The organism is Pseudomonas sp. CFBP13528 (assembly GCF_005233615.1).
GTDB lineage: Bacteria > Pseudomonadota > Gammaproteobacteria > Pseudomonadales > Pseudomonadaceae > Aquipseudomonas > Aquipseudomonas fluorescens_AM.
Genome location: NZ_QGAJ01000006.1, coordinates 254,478 through 274,072 on the forward strand (window position 1 = coordinate 254,478; position 19,595 = coordinate 274,072).

At 60.3% G+C, this 19,595-nt stretch carries 16 protein-coding genes; 7 read left to right on the forward strand and 9 right to left on the reverse strand.

Annotated elements, in window-relative coordinates; genetic code table 11:
- Window positions 1–4: 4 nt before the first annotated feature.
- Genes PspCFBP13528_RS14950 through PspCFBP13528_RS14960 form a run of 3 tightly spaced genes read right to left on the reverse strand, consistent with a single transcriptional unit; the run spans window position 5 to window position 1,683 of the window.
- Entirely contained in the window at window positions 5–595 is a 591-nt protein-coding gene (locus tag PspCFBP13528_RS14950; RefSeq protein WP_065952050.1) for an LON peptidase substrate-binding domain-containing protein, read from the reverse strand.
- 21 nt (window positions 596–616) lie between these two features.
- A complete protein-coding gene (locus PspCFBP13528_RS14955) occupies window positions 617–1,333 on the reverse strand; it encodes an LrgB family protein (protein WP_137200490.1) in 717 nt (238 codons plus the stop codon).
- Complete coding sequence (locus tag PspCFBP13528_RS14960) at window positions 1,330–1,683, reverse strand: CidA/LrgA family protein (RefSeq protein ID WP_065952048.1); 354 nt, start codon at window positions 1,681–1,683, stop codon at window positions 1,330–1,332. The genes PspCFBP13528_RS14955 and PspCFBP13528_RS14960 overlap by 4 nt, the downstream gene beginning before the upstream one ends.
- A 181-nt stretch (window positions 1,684–1,864) precedes the next feature.
- On the opposite strand from PspCFBP13528_RS14960, the gene PspCFBP13528_RS14965 reads away from it, so the two are divergent.
- The 3 genes from PspCFBP13528_RS14965 to PspCFBP13528_RS14975 all read left to right on the forward strand — a co-directional run bounded on the left by PspCFBP13528_RS14965 (window position 1,865) and on the right by PspCFBP13528_RS14975 (window position 4,815).
- Window positions 1,865–2,320 carry a MaoC family dehydratase gene (locus PspCFBP13528_RS14965; RefSeq protein WP_065952047.1) on the forward strand — a complete coding sequence of 152 codons (456 nt, stop codon included), beginning with the start codon at window positions 1,865–1,867 and terminating at the stop codon, window positions 2,318–2,320.
- Window positions 2,321–2,425: 105 nt separating this feature from the next.
- Window positions 2,426–4,144 (forward strand): C13 family peptidase, encoded by a 1,719-nt coding sequence (locus PspCFBP13528_RS14970; protein ID WP_065952046.1) that lies wholly within the window; start codon window positions 2,426–2,428, stop codon window positions 4,142–4,144.
- Window positions 4,145–4,173: 29 nt separating this feature from the next.
- Complete coding sequence (locus PspCFBP13528_RS14975; RefSeq protein WP_137200491.1) at window positions 4,174–4,815, forward strand: oxidoreductase; 642 nt, start codon at window positions 4,174–4,176, stop codon at window positions 4,813–4,815.
- Between the two features lie 141 nt (window positions 4,816–4,956).
- On the opposite strand, the gene PspCFBP13528_RS14980 is transcribed toward PspCFBP13528_RS14975, so the two are convergent.
- The 6 genes from PspCFBP13528_RS14980 to PspCFBP13528_RS15005 all read right to left on the reverse strand — a co-directional run bounded on the left by PspCFBP13528_RS14980 (window position 4,957) and on the right by PspCFBP13528_RS15005 (window position 13,808).
- Window positions 4,957–5,241, reverse strand: a complete 285-nt coding sequence (locus PspCFBP13528_RS14980) for a YceK/YidQ family lipoprotein (protein WP_065886827.1) — start codon at window positions 5,239–5,241, stop codon at window positions 4,957–4,959.
- Window positions 5,234–5,863, reverse strand: a complete 630-nt coding sequence (gene ubiX / locus PspCFBP13528_RS14985; RefSeq protein WP_083208103.1) for a flavin prenyltransferase UbiX — start codon at window positions 5,861–5,863, stop codon at window positions 5,234–5,236. Before ubiX ends, PspCFBP13528_RS14980 begins: the two co-directional genes overlap by 8 nt.
- The gene (gene mpl / locus PspCFBP13528_RS14990) at window positions 5,860–7,209 is read right to left on the reverse strand and encodes a UDP-N-acetylmuramate:L-alanyl-gamma-D-glutamyl-meso-diaminopimelate ligase (RefSeq protein WP_101219647.1); all 1,350 of its coding nucleotides are present in this window, start codon (window positions 7,207–7,209) and stop codon (window positions 5,860–5,862) included. The genes ubiX and mpl overlap by 4 nt, the downstream gene beginning before the upstream one ends.
- A 134-nt stretch (window positions 7,210–7,343) precedes the next feature.
- Complete coding sequence (locus PspCFBP13528_RS14995; protein ID WP_137200492.1) at window positions 7,344–8,069, reverse strand: hypothetical protein; 726 nt, start codon at window positions 8,067–8,069, stop codon at window positions 7,344–7,346.
- Window positions 8,070–8,515: 446 nt separating this feature from the next.
- The gene (locus PspCFBP13528_RS15000; RefSeq protein WP_137200493.1) at window positions 8,516–11,704 is read right to left on the reverse strand and encodes a hypothetical protein; all 3,189 of its coding nucleotides are present in this window, start codon (window positions 11,702–11,704) and stop codon (window positions 8,516–8,518) included.
- 184 nt (window positions 11,705–11,888) lie between these two features.
- Window positions 11,889–13,808, reverse strand: a complete 1,920-nt coding sequence (locus PspCFBP13528_RS15005) for a sigma-54-dependent Fis family transcriptional regulator (protein WP_137200494.1) — start codon at window positions 13,806–13,808, stop codon at window positions 11,889–11,891.
- 270 nt (window positions 13,809–14,078) lie between these two features.
- Between PspCFBP13528_RS15005 and PspCFBP13528_RS15010 the strand changes: the two genes are divergently transcribed.
- The 4 genes from PspCFBP13528_RS15010 (at window position 14,079) to eutC (ending at window position 19,528) form a co-directional block, all read left to right on the forward strand.
- A complete protein-coding gene (locus tag PspCFBP13528_RS15010) occupies window positions 14,079–15,599 on the forward strand; it encodes an aldehyde dehydrogenase family protein (RefSeq protein WP_137200495.1) in 1,521 nt (506 codons plus the stop codon).
- A gap of 207 nt (window positions 15,600–15,806) precedes the next feature.
- Complete coding sequence (gene eat, locus PspCFBP13528_RS15015) at window positions 15,807–17,240, forward strand: ethanolamine permease (RefSeq protein WP_065952038.1); 1,434 nt, start codon at window positions 15,807–15,809, stop codon at window positions 17,238–17,240.
- Between the two features lie 63 nt (window positions 17,241–17,303).
- On the forward strand, window positions 17,304–18,698 hold the full coding sequence (locus PspCFBP13528_RS15020) for an ethanolamine ammonia-lyase subunit EutB (RefSeq protein WP_065952037.1): 1,395 nt from the start codon (window positions 17,304–17,306) through the stop codon (window positions 18,696–18,698).
- Window positions 18,695–19,528, forward strand: a complete 834-nt coding sequence (eutC, locus tag PspCFBP13528_RS15025; RefSeq protein WP_137200496.1) for an ethanolamine ammonia-lyase subunit EutC — start codon at window positions 18,695–18,697, stop codon at window positions 19,526–19,528. The genes PspCFBP13528_RS15020 and eutC overlap by 4 nt, the downstream gene beginning before the upstream one ends.
- Window positions 19,529–19,595: the final 67 nt, after the last annotated feature.

Below are 19,595 nucleotides of genomic sequence, written 5' to 3' on the forward strand. Positions count from 1 at the left end.
AAGTTCAGGTGAACAATTCACCTTGCAATTCATCCAGCAACATCTGGATCGCATCCAGCCGCTGCTGCGGATCGTCGAGTTGCAACAGGTCGACTTTATCCGCCTCGGTGAACGGCAGCAGATACGCCAACTGATGACTCAGGGCCTGCTGGCCCTCGGCATGGGCGTCCATATCCAGCGCAGCGACCATCGGGTGCTCGGCCAATGCCTGCAGCAGCGCCAGCAGGTCGGCATCTTCTTCTTCCAGCGGCTGGTCCGGCAGCTCTTCCAGCCATTGCACCTCGGCCACCAGCAACTGGTCCTTCTGCACCTGGGCATCGCGCACGCGAAAACGCCGCCCGCCCTCGACGCGAATCCCCAGCAGGCCGTTATCCTGTTGTTTAAAGTCGCGGATCAGCGCTTCGCAGCCGATCAGCGCATAGCCATCCGGGGCCAGGCCGACTTCCTTGCCATCGAGAATGCAGACCACACCGAAGCTTTCGCCCTTTTTCATGCAGCGACTGATCATGTCCAGGTAACGCGCCTCGAACAGTTGCAAATCGAGGGTGCAACCAGGGAACAGCACGGTGTTGAGTGGAAACAGCGCCAGACTCATAAAGGTTTCCTTAAACCCGGTTTAAACGATCACCGACACAGCCAGCGGCAGGAACACTGCCGTGGCCACGCCCATCAAACTCATGGCCAGCGCCGCAAAGGCGCCGCATTCTTCGCTTTCCTGCAGGGCCACCGAGGTGCCGACAGCGTGGGCCGTCATGCCCAGGGCCATGCCGCGCGCCTCGGGGCTGTAGACACCCAGGCGCGACAGGAACGCCGGGCCGATCATCGCGCCGGCCACCCCGGTGATCAGCACGAACACGGCGGCCAATGCCGCCACCCCACCGATCTGCTCGGCCACCAACATCGCAATCGGCGACGTCACCGACTTGGGCGCCATGGTCATCAGCACCCTGTGCTCGGCACCGAACCACCAGCCCAACAACACGCACAGGCCGGTGGCCAACACCCCGCCTATCACCAGCGTAGTAAAAATCGGCCAGAACAATTGGCGAATCCGTCGCAGGTTCAGGTAAAGCGGCACCGCCAGGGCCACCGTCGCCGGCCCCAGCAGAACGCCCATGATCTCGGTGCTCTTGCGGTATTCGGCGTAGCTCAGGCCGCAGATCAGCAACACGCCAATTACCAGCAACATGGAGACCAGCACCGGCTGCAGGAAAATCCAGCGGGTTTTCTCGAAAGCCGCCAGTACCAGTTGATAGGCGCCCAGGGTAATGCCGATACCGAACAACGGGTGATGAATGACGGCCACCCAGGCGCCCTGCCAGTCGAAGATCATTGATTCTTCTCCTTGCGCCGGACCATCTGTTCCATCAGCACGCCGACAACCCCCATCGCGATGACCAGCGACAGCACCAGCGCGCCGACGATGGCCCAGAAGTCGGCAACGATGTCCTTGGCATACACCATCACGCCCACGGCCGGCGGCACCAGCAGCAACGGCAAATACCGCAGCAGGCTGCCGGCCGCCAGGCTCAGCGGCTCGCTGACTTCGCCGCGCCAGATCAGGAAGCCGAGCATCAGCAGCAGGCCGATGATCGGCCCCGGCAATACCGGCAACAGCAGATGATTGAGCGCAGTGCCGATCAATTGAAACAGCACCAGCCAGGTCAGGCCACGTAACAGCATCCTCTCTGCCCCCCTCAAAGTTCGTGCGCATTATAAGCACGCCCGCCCTATGCTCCGGCATTCGCCAAAAGCATGTTGGGTTGACCGGGCCGATTGCCCATGATGATCTACATTGGTTCTCTGTACCCCATAAAAACCCCTCGTCAGCGGGGATAAAAATGATGAACCCGGGAGAAACGCAATGCCCTGTGTACCCGTAGCGCAGCTCAAAGATTATGTCGGCAAGGAACTGGGACGTTCCGAATGGCTCACCATCGACCAGGCCCGCATCAACCTGTTCGCAGAGGCCACCGGCGATCATCAGTTTATCCACGTAGACCCGGTCAAGGCGGCGCAAACCCCGTTCGGCAGCACCATCGCCCATGGGTTCCTGTCGCTGTCGCTGATGCCCAAGCTGATGGAGGACATCCTGATCATGCCCGAGGGCCTGAAAATGGCAATCAACTATGGCCTGGACAGCGTGCGCTTCATACAGCCGGTGAAGGTCGACTCCAAGGTGCGCCTGAACGTCACCCTCACCGACGTCCACGAGAAAAAACCTGGCCAGTGGCTGTTCAAGGCCACCGCCACCCTGGAAATCGAAGGTCAGGAAAAACCGGCTTACATCGCTGAGTCATTGTCACTCTGCTTCGTGTAGGACGTTGCCTGTGGCGAGGCCACAAACCTTGCCACAGTGTATGTAAATTTATGTATGAAACGCGCAGCTGCGGCATACTCGGCGCTCAATTATCCGGATCCCGCTATGCGCCCACTCGCTCCCCTTGCCCTTGCCCTGTTGCTCACCGCTTGCGGAGATGGCGAATCGCTGTTGCCGCCCGATGCGCGCCTGCCCGATGGCGGCCGCTACCGGGGCGATGTGGTCAACGGCTTGCTGCAAGGCCAGGGGCGCGTCGACTACCCCAACGGCAGTTGGTACGCCGGCGAGTTCGATAACGGCCAGTGGCACGGGCAGGGCGAATGGCATGGCAGCAACGGCGAAGTCTACAAGGGCCAATTCAAGCAAGGCCTGTTTGACGGCCAGGGCAGCCTGACCACGGCGGGCAGCAGCTACGTGGGCGGCTTCAAGAACGGTCGACGCAACGGCGAAGGCACCCTCAAAGAAGGGCAGATGACCTATCGCGGCGAGTTCAAGGACGACCAGTATTCCGGCCTCGGGCGCCTGGAGCTGGCCGACGGCAGCCAATACCAGGGCCAATTCGCCCACGGCAAACCCAATGGCGAAGGCCAGCGCAACGACGACAGCGGCAATCAGTTCAGCGGTCACTTCGTCGATGGCCAGCTGGAAGGCAATGGCACGTTCAACAGCGCGGATGGCGATATCTACGTCGGCCAGTTCAAACAGAACCAGCTCAACGGCAAGGGACGCTATGAAAACGCCGATGGCGACGTCTGGATCGGCCAGTTCAAGGAAGGCGCGCTGAGCGGCAAAGGCGAACTGATCGGCGTCGATGGCAGCCATTACGTCGGCCAGTTCAGCGACTGGCGCTTCAGCGGTGAAGGTCGCCTGAACCTTACCGATGGCAGCTTCTATATCGGCGGTTTTGACAGCGACAGCTACCAGGGCCGCGGCACACTGGTGCTGACCGACGGTACGGTACAGGCCGGCACCTGGGTCAACGGCATGCGCGTGCGCGACGCCGAAGGCAAGCTGCTGCCCGACCCACTGGAAATCGGCGTATTGGCCCAGGGCCACTTGCTGGCCGAGGCCCTCGCCGCCGTCCCCGCGTCCACGCCTGCCGTCGAGCTTTACACCCTGGCGCTGGCCGGCGACGGCAAGCAAAGCGTGTTCCTGCGCGAAGCCGATTACGTCAGCAACATGCTCGCCACCCGCTTCGGTGCCCATGGGCAGATTCGCCTGGTCAACCACCGCGACCATATTGCCGACCGGCCAATGGCCACCCGCGAAAACCTGCGCCGGGCCGTACAAACCCTGGCCGAACGCAGCGGGCCGGAAGACCTGGTGTTCATCTATATGACCAGCCACGGCACCCACGAACACGAACTGGTGCTCGACCAGCCGCGCATGGAACTGGCCGACCTGCCGGCCGATGAGCTGGCCGCCGTGCTCGCGCCACTGAAAAACCGCGACAAGATCATCGTGATTTCCGCCTGCTACTCCGGCGGCTTCATCCCGGCATTGAAAGATGAGCGCACGTTGATCATGACCGCCTCGCGCGCTGATCGCGTGTCGTTCGGCTGTTCGGAAGAGGCGGACTTTACCTACTTCGGCGATGCCCTTTTCGCACAGGCTTTCAACCAAACGGACGATTTGCAACAGGCCTTCAAACTGGCACAACTGCACGTGGCCGAGCGCGAACAGGCGGACAACTTCGAAGCCTCCGAACCGCAGATCTGGGCCCCCAAGGGCGTGATCGCCCACTGGCAATTATTACGTAAACAGCAGGCACGAAAGGCGCTCGAAAGCGTCTCAATGAATAGCAAGGAAGCCAAAGGCAACTAAGCTGTAACGTGTAACAAGGGGGAAACACCATGTACCTGACACCGCAGCATATCTTACTGGCCGGCGCTTCCGGCCTCACCGGCGAACACTTGCTGGACCGCCTGCTCAACGAACCCACCGTAACCCGCGTGCTGGCACCGAGCCGCAAACCACTGGCCGAACACCCACGCCTGGAAAACCCGGTAGGCGACCCGGCAGTGTTGCTGCCCCAGTTGAGCGGCCAGGTGGATATCGCCTTCTGCTGTTTGGGTACCACAATCAAGAAGGCCGGTTCCGAAGCGGCGTTCCGTGCGGTCGACCTGGATATGGTGGTGGCCTTCGCCAGGCGCGCTCGGGAACTGGGCGCACGGCACCTGATCGTGATCAGTGCGATTGGCGCCGACCCGAAATCCTCGGTGTTCTACAACCGCGTCAAAGGGGAAATGGAACAGGCGTTGAGAGCCCAGGATTGGCCGCAACTGACCATCGTGCGGCCATCATTATTGTTGGGGGAACGACTCGAACCTCGGCTGGCCGAACAACTGGCCGGGCCGCTGTCTCGGTTGATTCCCGGCAAGTACCACGGTATCGAAGTGTGCGAACTGGCCCGCGCCATGTGGCGTCTGGCGCTGGAAGAGCAGGATGGCGTGCGGGTGGTGGAGTCGGATGAGCTGCGCAAGCTCGGTAAATAAATAAAGGCGAACACTGAACCCAATGTGGGAGGGGGCTTGCTCCCGATGGCGGTAGTCCAGTCAATCTCTTCAGTGACTGACACTCCGCTATCGGGGGCAAGCCCCCTCCCACATGAGTTTGTGGTGCTGTTGAGGTTTGCGTTACAGGCCGCCGGTGGCGTTGAAGCCGACACCCAGCACGGTCAACAATGACAGTGGCAACAGCAGCGTATCGAGCAACGCGCTGGCGGGCAGGTCGATATGGGGATAGGTGGGGGCCTCGGCGCCGAACCTGTCCCTGGCGCAGCAGCCCCCGTTGATCGCGTACATATCCAGCCGGGTCCCGGCGTACACCACTGGCGCGCCCGGTTGCGCCGCATCCAGCGTGCGCGCGGTGGCGCAGCCTGTCAGCTGCAGCACCAGCACAACCCACAGCGCCTTATTCATCGCCACTCAAGTGATGCTCGCCCCAACGCGGCAGCATGTCCTGGGGGATGTTCAGCAGGTTGAGAATACGCGCCACCACAAAGTCCACCAGGTCATCAATGGTTTGCGGCTGGTGATAGAAGCCTGGCGACGCCGGCAAAATGGTCACGCCCATGTTCGACAACTTGAGCATGTGCTCCAGGTGAATGCTGGAATAAGGCGCCTCGCGTGGCACCAGAATCAACTGGCGCCGCTCTTTCAAGGTGACGTCCGCCGCGCGCTCGATCAAGTTATTGCACGCTCCGGTGGCAATCGCCGACAGGGTGCCGGTGGAGCACGGCACTACCACCATCGCCGCCGGCGCACCGGAGCCGGACGCCACTGGCGACATCCAGTCCTCTTTGCCATACACCTTGATCTGCCCCGCCGCCGCACCGGTGTATTCGGTGAGAAACGCTTGCATCATCTGCACTTTGGCCGGCAGCTCCACGTCGGTCTCGGTCGCCAACACCAACTGCGCGGCCTTGGAGATCAGGAAGTGCACTTCACGGTCTTCACGCACCAGACAATCCAGCAGGCGCAGACCATACGGCGCACCGGACGCGCCGGTCATCGCCAGCGTGATACGTTCCGGGCCGCTCACTGGAGTGCCTCAGCCAGCTTGCCGTGCAAGCCGCCAAAGCCACCATTGCTCATGATCACCACGTGGGTGCCCGGCTTGGCCAGGTGTTTGACGTGCTCGATGATGCCCTCCAATGAGTCACATACTGTCGAGGGCACGCTGCACAGCGCGGCGATGGCCGGCAGGTCCCAGCCGAGGTTGGCGGGCGCGTACCAAATCACTTGGTCGGCGTCATTCACGCTTTCGGGCAGGCCATCGCGGTGCGCCCCCAGCTTCATGGAATTGGAGCGCGGCTCGACGATCGCAATGATCTGCGCATCACCCACGCGTTTGCGCAGGCCATCCAACGTGGTGGCAATCGCCGTGGGGTGGTGGGCAAAGTCGTCGTAGATAGTAATACCCTTCACGTCGGCAACCTTTTCCATCCGCCGCTTCACGCTCTTGAACGCGCTCAATGCGGCGACGCCCACGGCGGGCGTCACGCCCACATGTCGCGCAGCCGCCAGGGTCACCAAGGCATTGGCGACGTTATGCTGGCCGGTCATGCCCCAATCGACGATGCCTTGAGCTTCGCCTTCGAACAGTACCTCAAATCGGGAACCGTCTTCGCTGAGCAACTTGACCTGCCACTGTCCGCCTGCGCCGGTGGTTTGAACCGGGGTCCAGCAGCCCATGTCGATCACACGCTGCAACGCCGGCTCGGTCGTCGGATGGATCACCAGGCCCTCGCTTGGGATGGTACGCACCAGGTGATGGAATTGCCGCTCGATGGCCGGCAGATCGGGAAAGATGTCAGCGTGATCGAATTCCAGGTTGTTCAGGATCGCCGTGCGTGGGCGGTAGTGGACGAACTTGGAACGCTTGTCGAAAAAGGCGCTGTCGTATTCATCGGCCTCAATCACGAAAAACGGCGTATCCCCCAGACGCGCCGACACCGAGAAATTCTGCGGAACGCCGCCGATCAGAAAGCCCGGGCTCATACCTGCGTGCTCCAGCACCCAGGCAAGCATGCTGCTGGTGGTGGTCTTGCCGTGGGTGCCGGCGACGGCCAATACCCAGCGGCCTTGCAGCACGTGATCAGCCAGCCACTGAGGACCTGAAACGTAAGGCAAGCCTTTATTCAGCACGTATTCGACCGCCGGGTTGCCGCGCGACATCGCATTGCCAATCACCACCAGGTCCGGCACCGGGTTGAATTGCGAAGGATCGTAACCTTGGGTCAGTTCAATCCCTTGCGCCTGCAGTTGCGTGCTCATCGGTGGATAAACGTTGGCATCGGAGCCCGTCACGTGATGGCCCAGCTCTTTGGCCAGAACCGCCATCGAACCCATGAACGTGCCGCAGATACCCAGAATATGAATGTGCATAGTTGACCTCGTAAACATCGAGGCAGGTTAGCGTAGGGTGGGAAAGTTCGCACGCTTTAGCTGAGGGCGAAACGCCCGTCGCTGGGATACGACGGGCGCGTAGGCAGGGTTAACGCGGCGCCAACCCTGCAAGGCTATTGGATGGCCACCAGCCGCTGCGAAGCGTTCCCTATCGGCGAAACCGGCGTATTGGACTTGGGCGCGGGTGTGATGCTAATGGCCCCCAGCAACGCTGAAAGAGCTGCCATCCGGCTCTCCAAATCGATCACACGCTCCTTGATGGCGTCTTTTTCAGGCCCCGTGGACGCCGGCTGAAAATCAATGTTCTGGGCCTTGGCCTCTTTACCCAGCTCCCGCTCGACATAGCCAATCATGGCCTCCAGCGAGTCAAGGCGCTCCTCTCTGGTTTGCATCATCCAGTTCAGGTTCGGCTCGACAAGCTGCTCTCCACGCAGTTTCGACAAGGTATTGACCAACAGAAAAGTAGTGTTTTGCGCGTAATCGACGAGCCGCCCTTCTTCGATGCTTTCTGGTGTCACGGGTGCAGGCGGCGGATTGATCAGCGGCTTGAGCGCTTCGTTGACACTCCCGACCACGACCAGGCCGATCGACGTCACAGGTACGCTGATCGCCGTCGTGATCGCTGCGGTCTTGAGCAGGGTCGTGTTAGTCGGCGGCAGCGCGGTCTCCTTCGCCTTGACCGCCGTCTTGGCATTCTCTTCAAGGGTTCGCGCCGAAAAAGGTTCGACATCCTGCCCATTGACGCGCCCCGGACTGGGCTGACCGAACAACTGATCGCGGATTTGCACATCCCTCGCGGCTTGCCAGGCTCTTCGCTGGCTTTCTACATACGCGGCCATTTCGGGCGTTTGCCCGGCGCCTGACGCAGCGTCTCCCGCCTGCCGCGTACCACTGGCGTGACCTGGGCCGTCGAAGCCATTGACTCTTGAGTCCACGAACCCTTGATCGAACGGTCGGTGGCCTGTATCCACGCTACTGCGTGTGGTACCTCCGACATTGGGCGCGTCAACCCGTGTCGGGCTCGGCAAACTCTCTCTGGAACCGCCCCTCAGCAGGCCGCCAATGGAATCGCCTATTCTTGAACACTGTATCGTACGATACGAATTTTTATGATGGATACGGCCCTTGACTACAATCGAAGTGCGGACAGGACGTAACGCCGTTGTTATTGTTGTTGAACGCTTCATCGTCATTTACCTTATTCAGGACAGATACAAACCATTCACATTCCCTGTCGAATGAATATTAAATAATGAAAATCCGGTTATCTGAACACGTCCGTGTATCAGCGTTGCAATGAACTCACCGCACCAAACTGTGCCAACTGAACACCAAACGGCGTTTTAGTGACAACGTTATAGGCATACCAGGCACCTTTCTTGAAGACGGCCACGGCAGGTCGCCATACAGTGTCCTCAGCGGCGTAAAAAAACCCTTTTACAACATCGCCCTCCTTATAGATCTTAGTAACATCGTAACTTCCATAATGCCCTCTCAAACGCGACAAAACATCATGCCCCTTTTCAGCCAAGAACTTCGCATCCTTATAACCGGCGCGCGCGCCCTTATTTAAGTTCTTCGCAATATCGACTGAGTCGGTATAGCCTACGGACGCACCAATACCCGCAACGACACCGCTTTTAATTGTATTCAGAACACCTCTGCCCGCTTTGGCGGCTTTGCGCGCGGCATTCGCGCCGGGAATGACAAAGCCGAGAATGTCGAACCCGAGATTGAATACCGCCCCGCCTATGTCACCTTTGATAGCGTCTTTGACACCGTCATAAAAAGGCACGAGGCTCAGAAAAAATCCCTTCAGCTTTTCGTCGTAAGCCCGTCCTTTTTCAATCTCGGTGACGCCCGCCGCCTCCTTCTGCAGGGGTCCGTAGTCCTTGGTGAAATAACCACCCGCCATTTGTGCGAGCGCACCCGATTTATCAGCAAAGTAGTCACCTTGTTTTTTCCCGTCCGGCGCAGGCGGATCGCGCGTTTTATCCGTGACCCCATATTGCGCGTAGGTATGCGGTAAACCCGGGATATAACCTTCGCTCTCCCCGCCAAAATAGGCACGATCGTCCAGGTCGATTCGCCCGCCCGGAAAGCCGTCTTCCTTGACGATCTTGCCTTCGGCGGGAAAGTAACTGTAGGCGCTGACACTGCCACCAGGCTCCACCACTTTCATCAGCAACCCGTGCCTGCCCTTCAGCGCTTCAAGCTCCTGCGCAGTAGGCGTCGGTGGCAGGCATTCCCTGGGGGTGAACAACCCTGAGGTACACGGTCCGTTCTTGATATAGGCGCGGGACACCTCATAAAAACTGACGTCCGATTGGCTGATACGTACCCTGTCCGCCATGGGCAGCAGTGACAGCTGATATTTGAACTGGATAGCCCAGGCACTTTCCTGAACCTTGCGATATTCCTGAAACTTCGCTGTAAACACTTTATTAATGTCAGGTGCCAGCTCAGACAGGCGCGACTTCAAACACTTATAGGGAAAACGCTGCTCATCCTTGGATATCCAATAGTCCGGTTGGATCGGCCCCGTCATGTAAATATCCAACAGCGACATTGGCTTATGTTTGATGGAGGCCTGCTGCATCACCTCAAGCGTCGGGTCCACCTGGGGAAATACCCGTTTCAACTCTGCCAGCGCCAATTCCCGGCGCGTCGTCGGCGGTGTCTTCATGGCATTACTCGCCCAGCGAAGTTCTTTTTGCTGCTTGTTGAGTGCCTGTTGCGCCTGCTCGGCCTGCGCATCCGAATAAGTCTGCGTCGGGCTGGTGTCGATAACACGGTTGGCAATGCCCCAGGCAATGATCGGGTCGCGCGCGGCGACGTTCAGTTGATCCTCACCCTCGATGGACACCGGCGGCGTATTACCGAAACCCATCACCTGGCTGAAGGTCATGTTTGCCGCCGCGCCAGGCACTTGCAGCTCTATGCGCGACACCTCTATACAAAAATTCGTCCAGGTGTGGGAGCCGTATAGCAAATTGGGCGGGATGTCTTTGACCAGAAACTCAGGGGCTGCCGCCGATAATAAAAGATGGGCGGCGACGGCTGCGCCCTCGTTGCCGACCCTGCCGGCGAGGTGTGCCGTAAAGCGTTTGACGATCGTTGCCGAAGAAGCGCCTGCATTGTCAGCGCTATACAGGTTGTAGCCCGCCAGGTTGAACCGCGACTTGCCCAAGCCAGGATCGAGTTCCTGGACCAGGGCTACGCCAAGACTTTCAATCGCGCTCGTGGGTGTGTCGATAACCTTGAGCACCTCCTGGATCAACTTACCCAGCCGCTGCGCCTCGGGTGTGCGCAGGAGCTGGTCAAGGGCAATTGACGGATAATCAGCCATGGCCTTTCTCAGGTTGGCTGGAAGATGATCGATCAACCGACTCAAGAGGCTGCCCGTTCCAGGCGCGCTCGTCGTGCCTGGCGCGATCTGCGCCTTTACGAGCTTTCCCATCTTGCGCAGTGAAGTAGACGACAGCCCCTGACCGATGTGCCTTACGCCACCTGAGTCGACGCCCGGCGCCCTGTGCGCCAGGTCGAAGGAGAGTGCCGAGGCCAACGCATGGGCCTGAGCACTGTTGGCGGGCACCTTGTAGCCTTCCAGCTTGAGCATCTGGGCAAGGCTCGGCGTTTTGCTCGGCGCTCGCTCAAACAGCGCAGAGCGAGGATCGATGGGCACGTTGATCGGCTCCAGATCAACACGCCCGTCAGCATCGTCGACCAAAGCGTTCAATGCGCTCATCAGGCTGTGCCGATTGGCCTCATCGCCCAGCGCCTGCCGATGCGCCGCCAACGCCGCGTCGGAGTGGGTCGAGAGGGGGCGCTCATGCAGATTGAAGCCGGGATTATCCGTGAACTGTTTGCGGCGAACGCTGGCTTGGTCGCCCTCAAAAAGATCAGGCGCCTTGTAGAATTGCGCGACCAGCGTCATCGATACGCCGCCCTGCCCGCTCCCTGGGTATCGCACCGCTTGACCGTGTTCGGGGGCGAATACCTTGCCAAGGGCCAAGAGCGTGCGGGAAACATCAGACCAGCCCGAATCGTCTGACAGATAAAAGGTTTTGCGCCGGCCGTCTACATAGCCTTTTATTTCCCCGCGTGCGGGAATCAACGTCAGATAACGCGTGTCCAGCCCCTGCTTTTTAGCCCAGGCTGAAAACCCTTCGCTTTTAAATGCACTGTCCAGTTGGGCATACCAGAGCGCTACCGTCGAGTGGGGCGGGACCTGCATATCAGGTGGCCGGATTGAAGTTCTATAACTGCCGTCGAGCAATAATGCGGCGAATGAGCTGGCAACTTCAGCATCGGCCTCGGCGCGACGTGTTGAAGGCGTTTTACGTGCTTGAGTTGCAGGGTGGGCATTATCGATCGCGATGGAAACCTTGTGATCTGCATAGACTTCGCCTCCTTCAGCAAGAGAGCTGAAGGACACTGTGATTGGGGACGCATACGCCGTTGGAATACTCATAATCCACCCTGAATACCGTGATCAAGCTGCTAAACAACCGAAGCTTCAATGTACTCAATGAGTGGGACAAACATTCAAAATAAGCGACATTTAAAATTGACATAATATTACTGAACTCAACAACTTACACACCCCAAACTACTTATTAACCAAGGCACCTGTAAAACTTCAAAAAAACTGTAGGCTAAACTACCGAACCGCGTGAAATTTCATACTTCCTCAACTTGCGGTACAACGTGTTACGGCTGACGCCCAAATGCGTTGCCGCATGGCTCATATGCCAGTGCTGTTGCTCCAGAGCAGCCAGCAGGGTTGACCGTTCGGCCTCTTCAAAGGGCGACAGCGAAGAAACACTTGATTGAGCGTCATGGGTAGGAGCGTGACGAATCATCGGCGGTAAATTCTGCGGACCGACCTTCCCGTCTTCGCACAGCGCGACCAGCGTGCGCAATACCGTACGCAACTGTCGGACGTTGCCCGGCCAGGCAAACGCCAACAACGCGTCGCGCGCAGCCGGCTCCAGATCTACCGCCTGGTCACCGGCTTCCTGAGCCAGCAGCAGGTCCAGCAACTGTGATTTGTCACTGCGTTGACGCAACGCCGGCAGCGCAACTTCCAGGCCATTGAGCCGATAATACAAATCCTCGCGAAAGCCGCCGTCCTTTACCCGGGCCAGCAGATTGCGGTGGGTAGCGCTGATAATTCTGACGTTTACGGCGCGGGGCTCACCACCGATAGGCACCACCAGGCGATCTTCCAACACTCTGAGCAGCCGCGTCTGCAAGGCCAGGGGCATGTCGCCGATCTCGTCAAGGAACAGGGTGCCGCCATCGGCTTGCTGCAGCTTGCCTTGCATGCCTTCTTTGCGTGCGCCGGTAAAACTGCCGCCGCGATAGCCGAACAATTCGCTCTCGATCAGGTTTTCCGGGATAGCGGCGCAATTGAGGGCAACGAAGGGTTTGTCGGCACGCTGGCTGGCCAGATGTACCGCCTTGGCAAACGCTTCCTTGCCCGAGCCGGTTTCGCCATTAACCAGCAGCGGCACGTCACGCTCGAACACCCGCACAGACTGGCTGAAAGCCTGCCGCAGCGCCGGGTCATCCAGGCAGACGCCGGGCAAGCGCGAACGGCCGGGAACAGTCGGTTTGGCGCTGGGCGCCGGGGCCGGACGCCCCTGCCCGCGTAACGCTGCGAACAACGGGCGGCCATCGCGGGTACGTAGCGGCCAGCCGGCCGTGGCGTTGGCGCTGGCGCGCCCCAGCAACTGATCCAGGGAACAGTCGAAAACCGCTTCCACCGGCTGACCCAACACGCTGCCACGAAGCTGCCCCAACAGGTTCAGTGCGCTCTGGTTGAGCGCACAGATGCGCCCTTCGCCATCAAAGGCCAACAGCCCTTCACTGAACAACCCGACCGACTCCGCCTGCAGGTGAAAGCGCAGCAACCAGTGCTGTTCGAAGTGGCGCAAAAAGTAGCAGCTTTCAATCATCTTGGCCGACAGGTTGACCAACGCCATGGTGTGGAACTGACTCTGGCGCGACACGGCTTCGCGGGCCGACGACACGTCCAGCACCGCCAGCAACTCGCCGTGGGGGTCGAACACCGGGCTCGCCGAACAGGTCAGCCCGGTATGGCGACCGCGAAAATGCTCGTCACGGTGGATGGTCAGGGATTGGCGCTCGACCAGACAGGTGCCGATGCCATTGGTGCCTTCGCAGGCTTCGCTCCAATCAGCGCCCAACCACAGCCCGGCGCGTTCGAAAATCCTGCGCTCGGACGGCGCGGTGACGCAGTTGAGGATCACCCCACGCGCATCGGTGAGCAGCACCGCGTGGCCCGCGCCCGAGAGCTGCTGGTGCAGGCTGTTCATCTCGGCGCCGGCGATGTGCAAGACTTGGCGCAGGCGTTCGCGGCTTTCCAGCAGGCGGCCATGCTCAAGCACGGTGGGGGCGACGGTCAGCGCAGGATCGAGGTGGTAGTCCTCCAGGCAACGCAACCAGGAGCGGGCAATGGACGGGTCGCTGCCCGGCCCGTGAGGCGGCTCTTGCCCACGGGTGACGGTGAGCACCTGCTGGGCATGGCGACTGAAATGATCGTTGTGCATGTTCTTATTATTCTCCCTGCGTGAGAACGCCCAGCATCCCCCAGGCATCCGGCCATTGCAATCCCGCGCCGACCCATCGGTCACAGGCTGTACCGTTTATGGCACACAGTGTCACCCACCTGTATCGATCCGGCCACAGTCACGCCTTGTAAACAAAACCAAACCCTTGATTTACCTGGCCCGCACGCAGTGGCCCGACCTTTGCTCTACGCTTTATAACGCGCTTGCCGCGCTGTACTCCGATAAACATAAAAGCAGGAGATGCCCACCATGCGTTATGCACACCCCGGTACTGAAGGCGCCATCGTTTCGTTCAAGGCCAAGTACGGCAACTACATCGGTGGCGAATTCGTTGCGCCGATCGATGGCAATTACTTCACCAATACCTCGCCGGTCAACGGCAAGCCTATCGCTGACTTCCCGCGCTCCACCGCCAAAGACATTGACAAGGCGCTGGACGCCGCCCACGCCGCCGCTGACGCCTGGGGCAAGACCTCGGCCCAGGACCGCTCGCGGGTCCTGCTGAAAATCGCCGATCGCATCGAACAGAACCTCGAACTGCTGGCCGTCACCGAGACCTGGGACAACGGCAAGGCCGTGCGCGAAACCCTCAACGCCGACATCCCGCTGGCCGCCGACCACTTCCGCTACTTCGCCGGCTGCATCCGTGCCCAGGAAGGCAGCAGCGCCGAAATCAACGAACTCACCGCTGCCTATCACTTCCACGAGCCGCTGGGCGTGGTCGGCCAGATCATTCCGTGGAACTTCCCCTTGCTGATGGCCGCCTGGAAACTTGCCCCGGCCCTGGCCGCCGGTAACTGCGTGGTGCTCAAGCCGGCCGAGCAGACACCGCTGGGCATCAACGTGCTGATGGAACTGATCGGCGACCTGCTGCCGCCCGGCGTACTCAACGTCGTGCACGGCTTCGGTAAAGAAGCCGGCGAAGCCCTGGCTACCAGCAAGCGCATCGCCAAGATCGCTTTCACCGGCTCCACGCCGGTGGGTTCTCACATCATGCATGCGGCGGCCGAGAACATCATTCCGTCCACGGTTGAGCTGGGCGGCAAGTCGCCGAACATCTTCTTTGCCGACATCATGAACGCCGAACCGCAATTCATCGAAAAAGCCGCCGAAGGCCTGGTGCTGGCATTCTTCAACCAGGGCGAAGTGTGTACCTGCCCGTCCCGCGCGCTGGTGGAAGAATCGATCTACGACGACTTCATGAAAGTGGTGATGAAGAAAGTCGAGTCGATCAAACGTGGCGACCCGCTGGACACCGACACCATGGTCGGCGCCCAGGCGTCCGAGCAGCAGTTCGACAAGATCCTGTCCTACCTGGAAATCGCCAAGGGCGAAGGCGCGCAACTGCTCAGCGGCGGCAAGGTGGAGAAACTCAGCGGTGACCTGGCCACCGGCTATTACATCCAGCCGACCCTGCTCAAGGGCACCAACGAAATGCGTGTGTTCCAGGAAGAAATCTTCGGCCCGGTGGTGAGCATCACTACCTTCAAGGACGAAGCCGAAGCCCTGGCGATTGCCAACGACACCGAGTTCGGCCTGGGCGCCGGTTTGTGGACCCGCGACATCAACCGCGCCTACCGCATGGGCCGCGCGATCAAGGCCGGCCGCGTGTGGACCAACTGCTACCACCTGTACCCGGCTCATGCCGCGTTTGGCGGTTACAAGAAGTCCGGTGTGGGGCGCGAGACGCACAAGATGATGTTGGATCACTACCAGCAGACCAAAAACCTGCTGGTGAGCTACGACATTAATCCGCAGGGCTTCTTCTAACTAACCTGCCCTCCCACATTTAAAATGCACTCAAGTGTGGGAGGGGGCTTGCCCCCGATTGCAGTGGATCAGCCAATACTGAATTGATTGACACACCGCCATCGGGGGCAAGCCCCCTCCCACAGTTTTAGATCTTCATAAGCACTTGCGATGCGCATTCGGCACACAGAGGCCGAGTTAAAACAATAAGAATGGAAGGTACTTCCCATGCCCAGCGAACCCACGAGTTCTTCCGTCGACTTCGAAAAAGTCGACTCCCAATACTTCCAACAACGCGAACTTAAAAAAGGCGCCGCCGGCTGGGTGTTATTAGTTGGCCTGGGCGTTGCCTATGTCATCTCCGGCGACTATGCCGGCTGGAACTTCGGCCTGGCCCAGGGCGGTTGGGGCGGGATGTTTCTCGCCACGCTGCTGATGGCCACCATGTACCTGTGCATGTGCTTTTCCCTGGCCGAACTGTCTTCAATGATCCCCACCGCCGGAGGTGGCTACGGCTTTGCCCGCAGCGCGTTCGGCCCCTGGGGCGGGTTCCTGACGGGCACGGCGATCCTGATCGAATACGCCATCGCTCCCGCCGCCATCGCGGTGTTTATCGGCGCGTATTGCGAGTCGCTGTTCGGTATTGGCGGCTGGATGATCTATCTGGCGTTCTACATCATCTTTATCGGCATCCACATCTTTGGCGTCGGTGAAGCGTTGAAGTTGATGTTCGTGATTACCGCCATCGCGGCCATCGCGCTGGGTGTGTTCCTGGTATCGATGGTGCCGCACTTCAACGTCGCCAACCTGCTGGATATCCCGCTGACCGACGCCAAGGGCGCCAGCAGCTTCCTGCCATTCGGCTACGTCGGCGTGTGGGCGGCGATTCCCTACGCGATCTGGTTTTTCCTCGCGGTAGAGGGCGTGCCACTGGCTGCGGAAGAAACCAAGAATCCCAAGCGCGACCTGCCACGCGGGCTGATCGGCGCGATTGTGGTGCTGACCAGTTTTGCCCTGTTGATCCTGGTGATCGCGCCCGGCGGCGCCGGCACTTACGCGCTGATCAAATCCGGCAACCCGCTGGTGGAAGCCCTGGCATTGGCCTACGGCGGTTCGACCTGGATGGGCAGCTTCGTCAACCTGGTGGGCCTGGCCGGCTTGATCGCCAGCTTTTTCTCGATCATCTATGCCTATTCGCGGCAGATATTCGCCTTGTCCCGCGCCGGCTACCTGCCGCGCAAACTGTCCGAGACCAACAAGAGCAAGGCGCCGGTACTGGCGTTGGTGATTCCCGGGATTATCGGTTTTGGCCTGTCGCTGACCGGCCAGGGCGATCTGCTGATTCTGGTGGCGGTGTTCGGCGCGACCATTTCCTACGTGTTGATGATGGCCGCCCACATCACCCTGCGCATCCGTCGCCCCAAAATGGATCGCCCGTACCGCACGCCAGGCGGCATCTTCACCTCGGGCGTGGCGCTGGTACTGGCCTGCGTGGCCGTGGTGGCGGGCTTTCTGGTGGATCCACGGGTGGTGATTGGCGCCGCGATCATCTATGGAGTATTAATTGCTTACTTTGCTTTCTACAGCCGGCATCACTTGGTAGCAGGCACGCCGGAAGAAGAATTTGCGGCGATCCAGGCCGCAGAGGCCGCCTTGCACTGATTGCCGAAAACCTCGACGCGGGCGGCTTTTCCACGCTTGCCCGCGTCATTCAGGAGACACTGTATGGCAAGCTTTTCCCACGCGGTGGGTGCACACACCTACCGCTTCGACAGCCTCAAGGATGTGCTGGCCAAGGCCAGCCCGGCGCGTTCCGGGGATTTCCTCGCCGGTGTTGCCGCGCAGAATGACGGCGAGCGGGTGGCAGCGCAGATGGCGCTGGCGAATATTCCACTCAAGCACTTTCTGCAGGAGGCGCTGATTCCCTACGAGAGCGATGAAGTCACCCGACTGATCATCGACACCCACGATAAACAGGCGTTTACACCGGTCAGCCACCTCACCGTCGGCGGCCTGCGCGACTGGCTGCTCAGTGATGCGGCCGACGAACAGTCCCTGCGTTTATTGGCACCGGGGCTGACACCGGAAATGGCCGCCGCCGTGTCCAAGATCATGCGCGTGCAGGACCTTGTGCTGGTGGCGCAGAAGATCCGCGTCGTCACCCAGTTTCGCGGCACCCTGGGCCTGCGCGGGCGTCTGTCCACGCGCCTGCAACCCAACCACCCCACCGACGAACCGGCGGGCATCGCCGCCAGCATTCTCGACGGCCTGCTCTACGGCAACGGCGACGCCATGATCGGCATCAACCCGGCCACTGACAGCATCGCCTCGATCTGCGCCATGCTCGAGATGCTCGATGCGATCATCCAGCGCTACGAAATCCCCACCCAGGCCTGCGTGCTGACCCACGTCACCACTTCCATCGAGGCGGTCAACCGGGGCGTGCCGCTGGACCTGGTGTTCCAGTCGATCGCCGGCACCGAAGCGGCCAACGCCAGCTTCGGCATCAGCCTGAGCCTGCTGCAGGAAGGTTACGATGCCGGCCTGAGCCTCAATCGCGGCACCCTGGGCCAGAACCTGATGTATTTCGAAACCGGCCAGGGCAGCGCCTTGTCAGCCAACGCGCATTCTGGCGTCGACCAGCAAACCTGTGAGACCCGCGCCTATGCGGTGGCCCGGCATTTCAAACCGTTTCTGGTCAACACCGTGGTCGGTTTTATCGGCCCCGAGTACCTGTACAACGGCAAGCAGATCATCCGCGCCGGTCTTGAAGACCACTTCTGCGGCAAGTTGCTCGGCGTGCCGATGGGTTGCGACATCTGCTACACCAACCACGCCGAAGCCGACCAGGACGACATGGACACCCTGCTGACCCTGCTCGGCGTGGCCGGGATCAATTTCATCATGGGCATCCCTGGCTCTGACGACATCATGCTCAATTACCAGACCACCTCATTCCACGACGCGCTGTACGCCCGCCAGGCACTGGGGTTGAAGCCGGCGCCGGAGTTCGAGCAATGGCTGGCGAAAATGGGCATTTTTACACAAGAAGGTGGCAAGGTACGCTTTGGTAACAGCCTGCCACCGGCGTTTCGCCACGCGTTGGCGCAATTGGGATGAAGGAGCCGCCTGTGCAACTCGACCTGCCTGACAATCCATGGTTGCAACTGCGCCGCCTGACCCCGGCGCGCATTGCCCTGGGCCGCACCGGCACCAGCATCCCGACCAACGCTCAACTGGATTTCCAGTTCGCCCACGCCCAGGCGCGGGACGCGGTGCACCTGCCCTTCGATCATGAAGGGCTGAGCCGTCAATTCGCCGAACGCGGCCGCGACAGCCTGTTGCTGCACAGCGCCGCACCCGACCGGCATACCTACCTGCAACGCCCGGATCTTGGACGCCGATTGAGTGATGAATCGGCCCAGACCTTGCGCGATTACGCGGCAGCGCATCCGAATGGGGTGGACCTGGCGATCGTAGTGGCCGATGGCCTGTCGGCGCTGGCCGTGCATAAACACACCGCGCCTTTTCTGACACGCCTGGAAGAACAGACCCACGCTGAAGGCTGGTCTTTGTCACCGGTAATCCTGGTAGAACAGGGCCGCGTCGCAGTGGCCGACGAGATCGGGCAACTGCTCGGCGCCAAAATGGTGGTGATCCTGATCGGCGAACGGCCGGGGCTCAGCTCGCCGGACAGCCTGGGGCTGTATTTCACCTACAACCCCAAGGTCGGCCTCACCGACGCCTACCGCAATTGCATCTCCAATGTACGCCTGGAAGGCCTGAGTTACGGCATGGCGGCCCATCGCCTGCTGTACCTGATGCGCGAGGCCTGCCGCCGGCAGTTGTCCGGGGTCAACCTCAAGGACGAGGCGCAGTTGCAGACGATTGAATCAGATGATTCGGGCTTGATGAAAAGCAACTTCCTGCTCAGCCCACCCATAGACTGATCGCCGCACGATTGCGCTTTTTCGTGGCTTTAGGCAGCATCAAGCGAAGACCGCGCGCGTGGTCGTA

Excerpts from the sequence above, each read along its gene's own strand:
- PspCFBP13528_RS14950 (WP_065952050.1), bottom strand. The coding sequence starts at position 595 with ATGAGTCTGGCGCTGTTTCCACTCAACACCGTGCTGTTCCCTGGTTGC.
- PspCFBP13528_RS14955 (WP_137200490.1), bottom strand. The coding sequence starts at position 1,333 with ATGATCTTCGACTGGCAGGGCGCCTGGGTGGCCGTCATTCATCACCCG.
- PspCFBP13528_RS14960 (WP_065952048.1), bottom strand. The coding sequence starts at position 1,683 with ATGCTGTTACGTGGCCTGACCTGGCTGGTGCTGTTTCAATTGATCGGC.
- PspCFBP13528_RS14965 (WP_065952047.1), top strand. The coding sequence starts at position 1,865 with ATGCCCTGTGTACCCGTAGCGCAGCTCAAAGATTATGTCGGCAAGGAA.
- PspCFBP13528_RS14970 (WP_065952046.1), top strand. The coding sequence starts at position 2,426 with ATGCGCCCACTCGCTCCCCTTGCCCTTGCCCTGTTGCTCACCGCTTGC.
- PspCFBP13528_RS14975 (WP_137200491.1), top strand. The coding sequence starts at position 4,174 with ATGTACCTGACACCGCAGCATATCTTACTGGCCGGCGCTTCCGGCCTC.
- PspCFBP13528_RS14980 (WP_065886827.1), bottom strand. The coding sequence starts at position 5,241 with ATGAATAAGGCGCTGTGGGTTGTGCTGGTGCTGCAGCTGACAGGCTGC.
- mpl (WP_101219647.1), bottom strand. The coding sequence starts at position 7,209 with ATGCACATTCATATTCTGGGTATCTGCGGCACGTTCATGGGTTCGATG.
- PspCFBP13528_RS14995 (WP_137200492.1), bottom strand. The coding sequence starts at position 8,069 with ATGGCCGCGTATGTAGAAAGCCAGCGAAGAGCCTGGCAAGCCGCGAGG.
- PspCFBP13528_RS15000 (WP_137200493.1), bottom strand. The coding sequence starts at position 11,704 with ATGAGTATTCCAACGGCGTATGCGTCCCCAATCACAGTGTCCTTCAGC.
- PspCFBP13528_RS15005 (WP_137200494.1), bottom strand. The coding sequence starts at position 13,808 with ATGCACAACGATCATTTCAGTCGCCATGCCCAGCAGGTGCTCACCGTC.
- PspCFBP13528_RS15010 (WP_137200495.1), top strand. The coding sequence starts at position 14,079 with ATGCGTTATGCACACCCCGGTACTGAAGGCGCCATCGTTTCGTTCAAG.
- eat (WP_065952038.1), top strand. The coding sequence starts at position 15,807 with ATGCCCAGCGAACCCACGAGTTCTTCCGTCGACTTCGAAAAAGTCGAC.
- PspCFBP13528_RS15020 (WP_065952037.1), top strand. The coding sequence starts at position 17,304 with ATGGCAAGCTTTTCCCACGCGGTGGGTGCACACACCTACCGCTTCGAC.
- eutC (WP_137200496.1), top strand. The coding sequence starts at position 18,695 with ATGAAGGAGCCGCCTGTGCAACTCGACCTGCCTGACAATCCATGGTTG.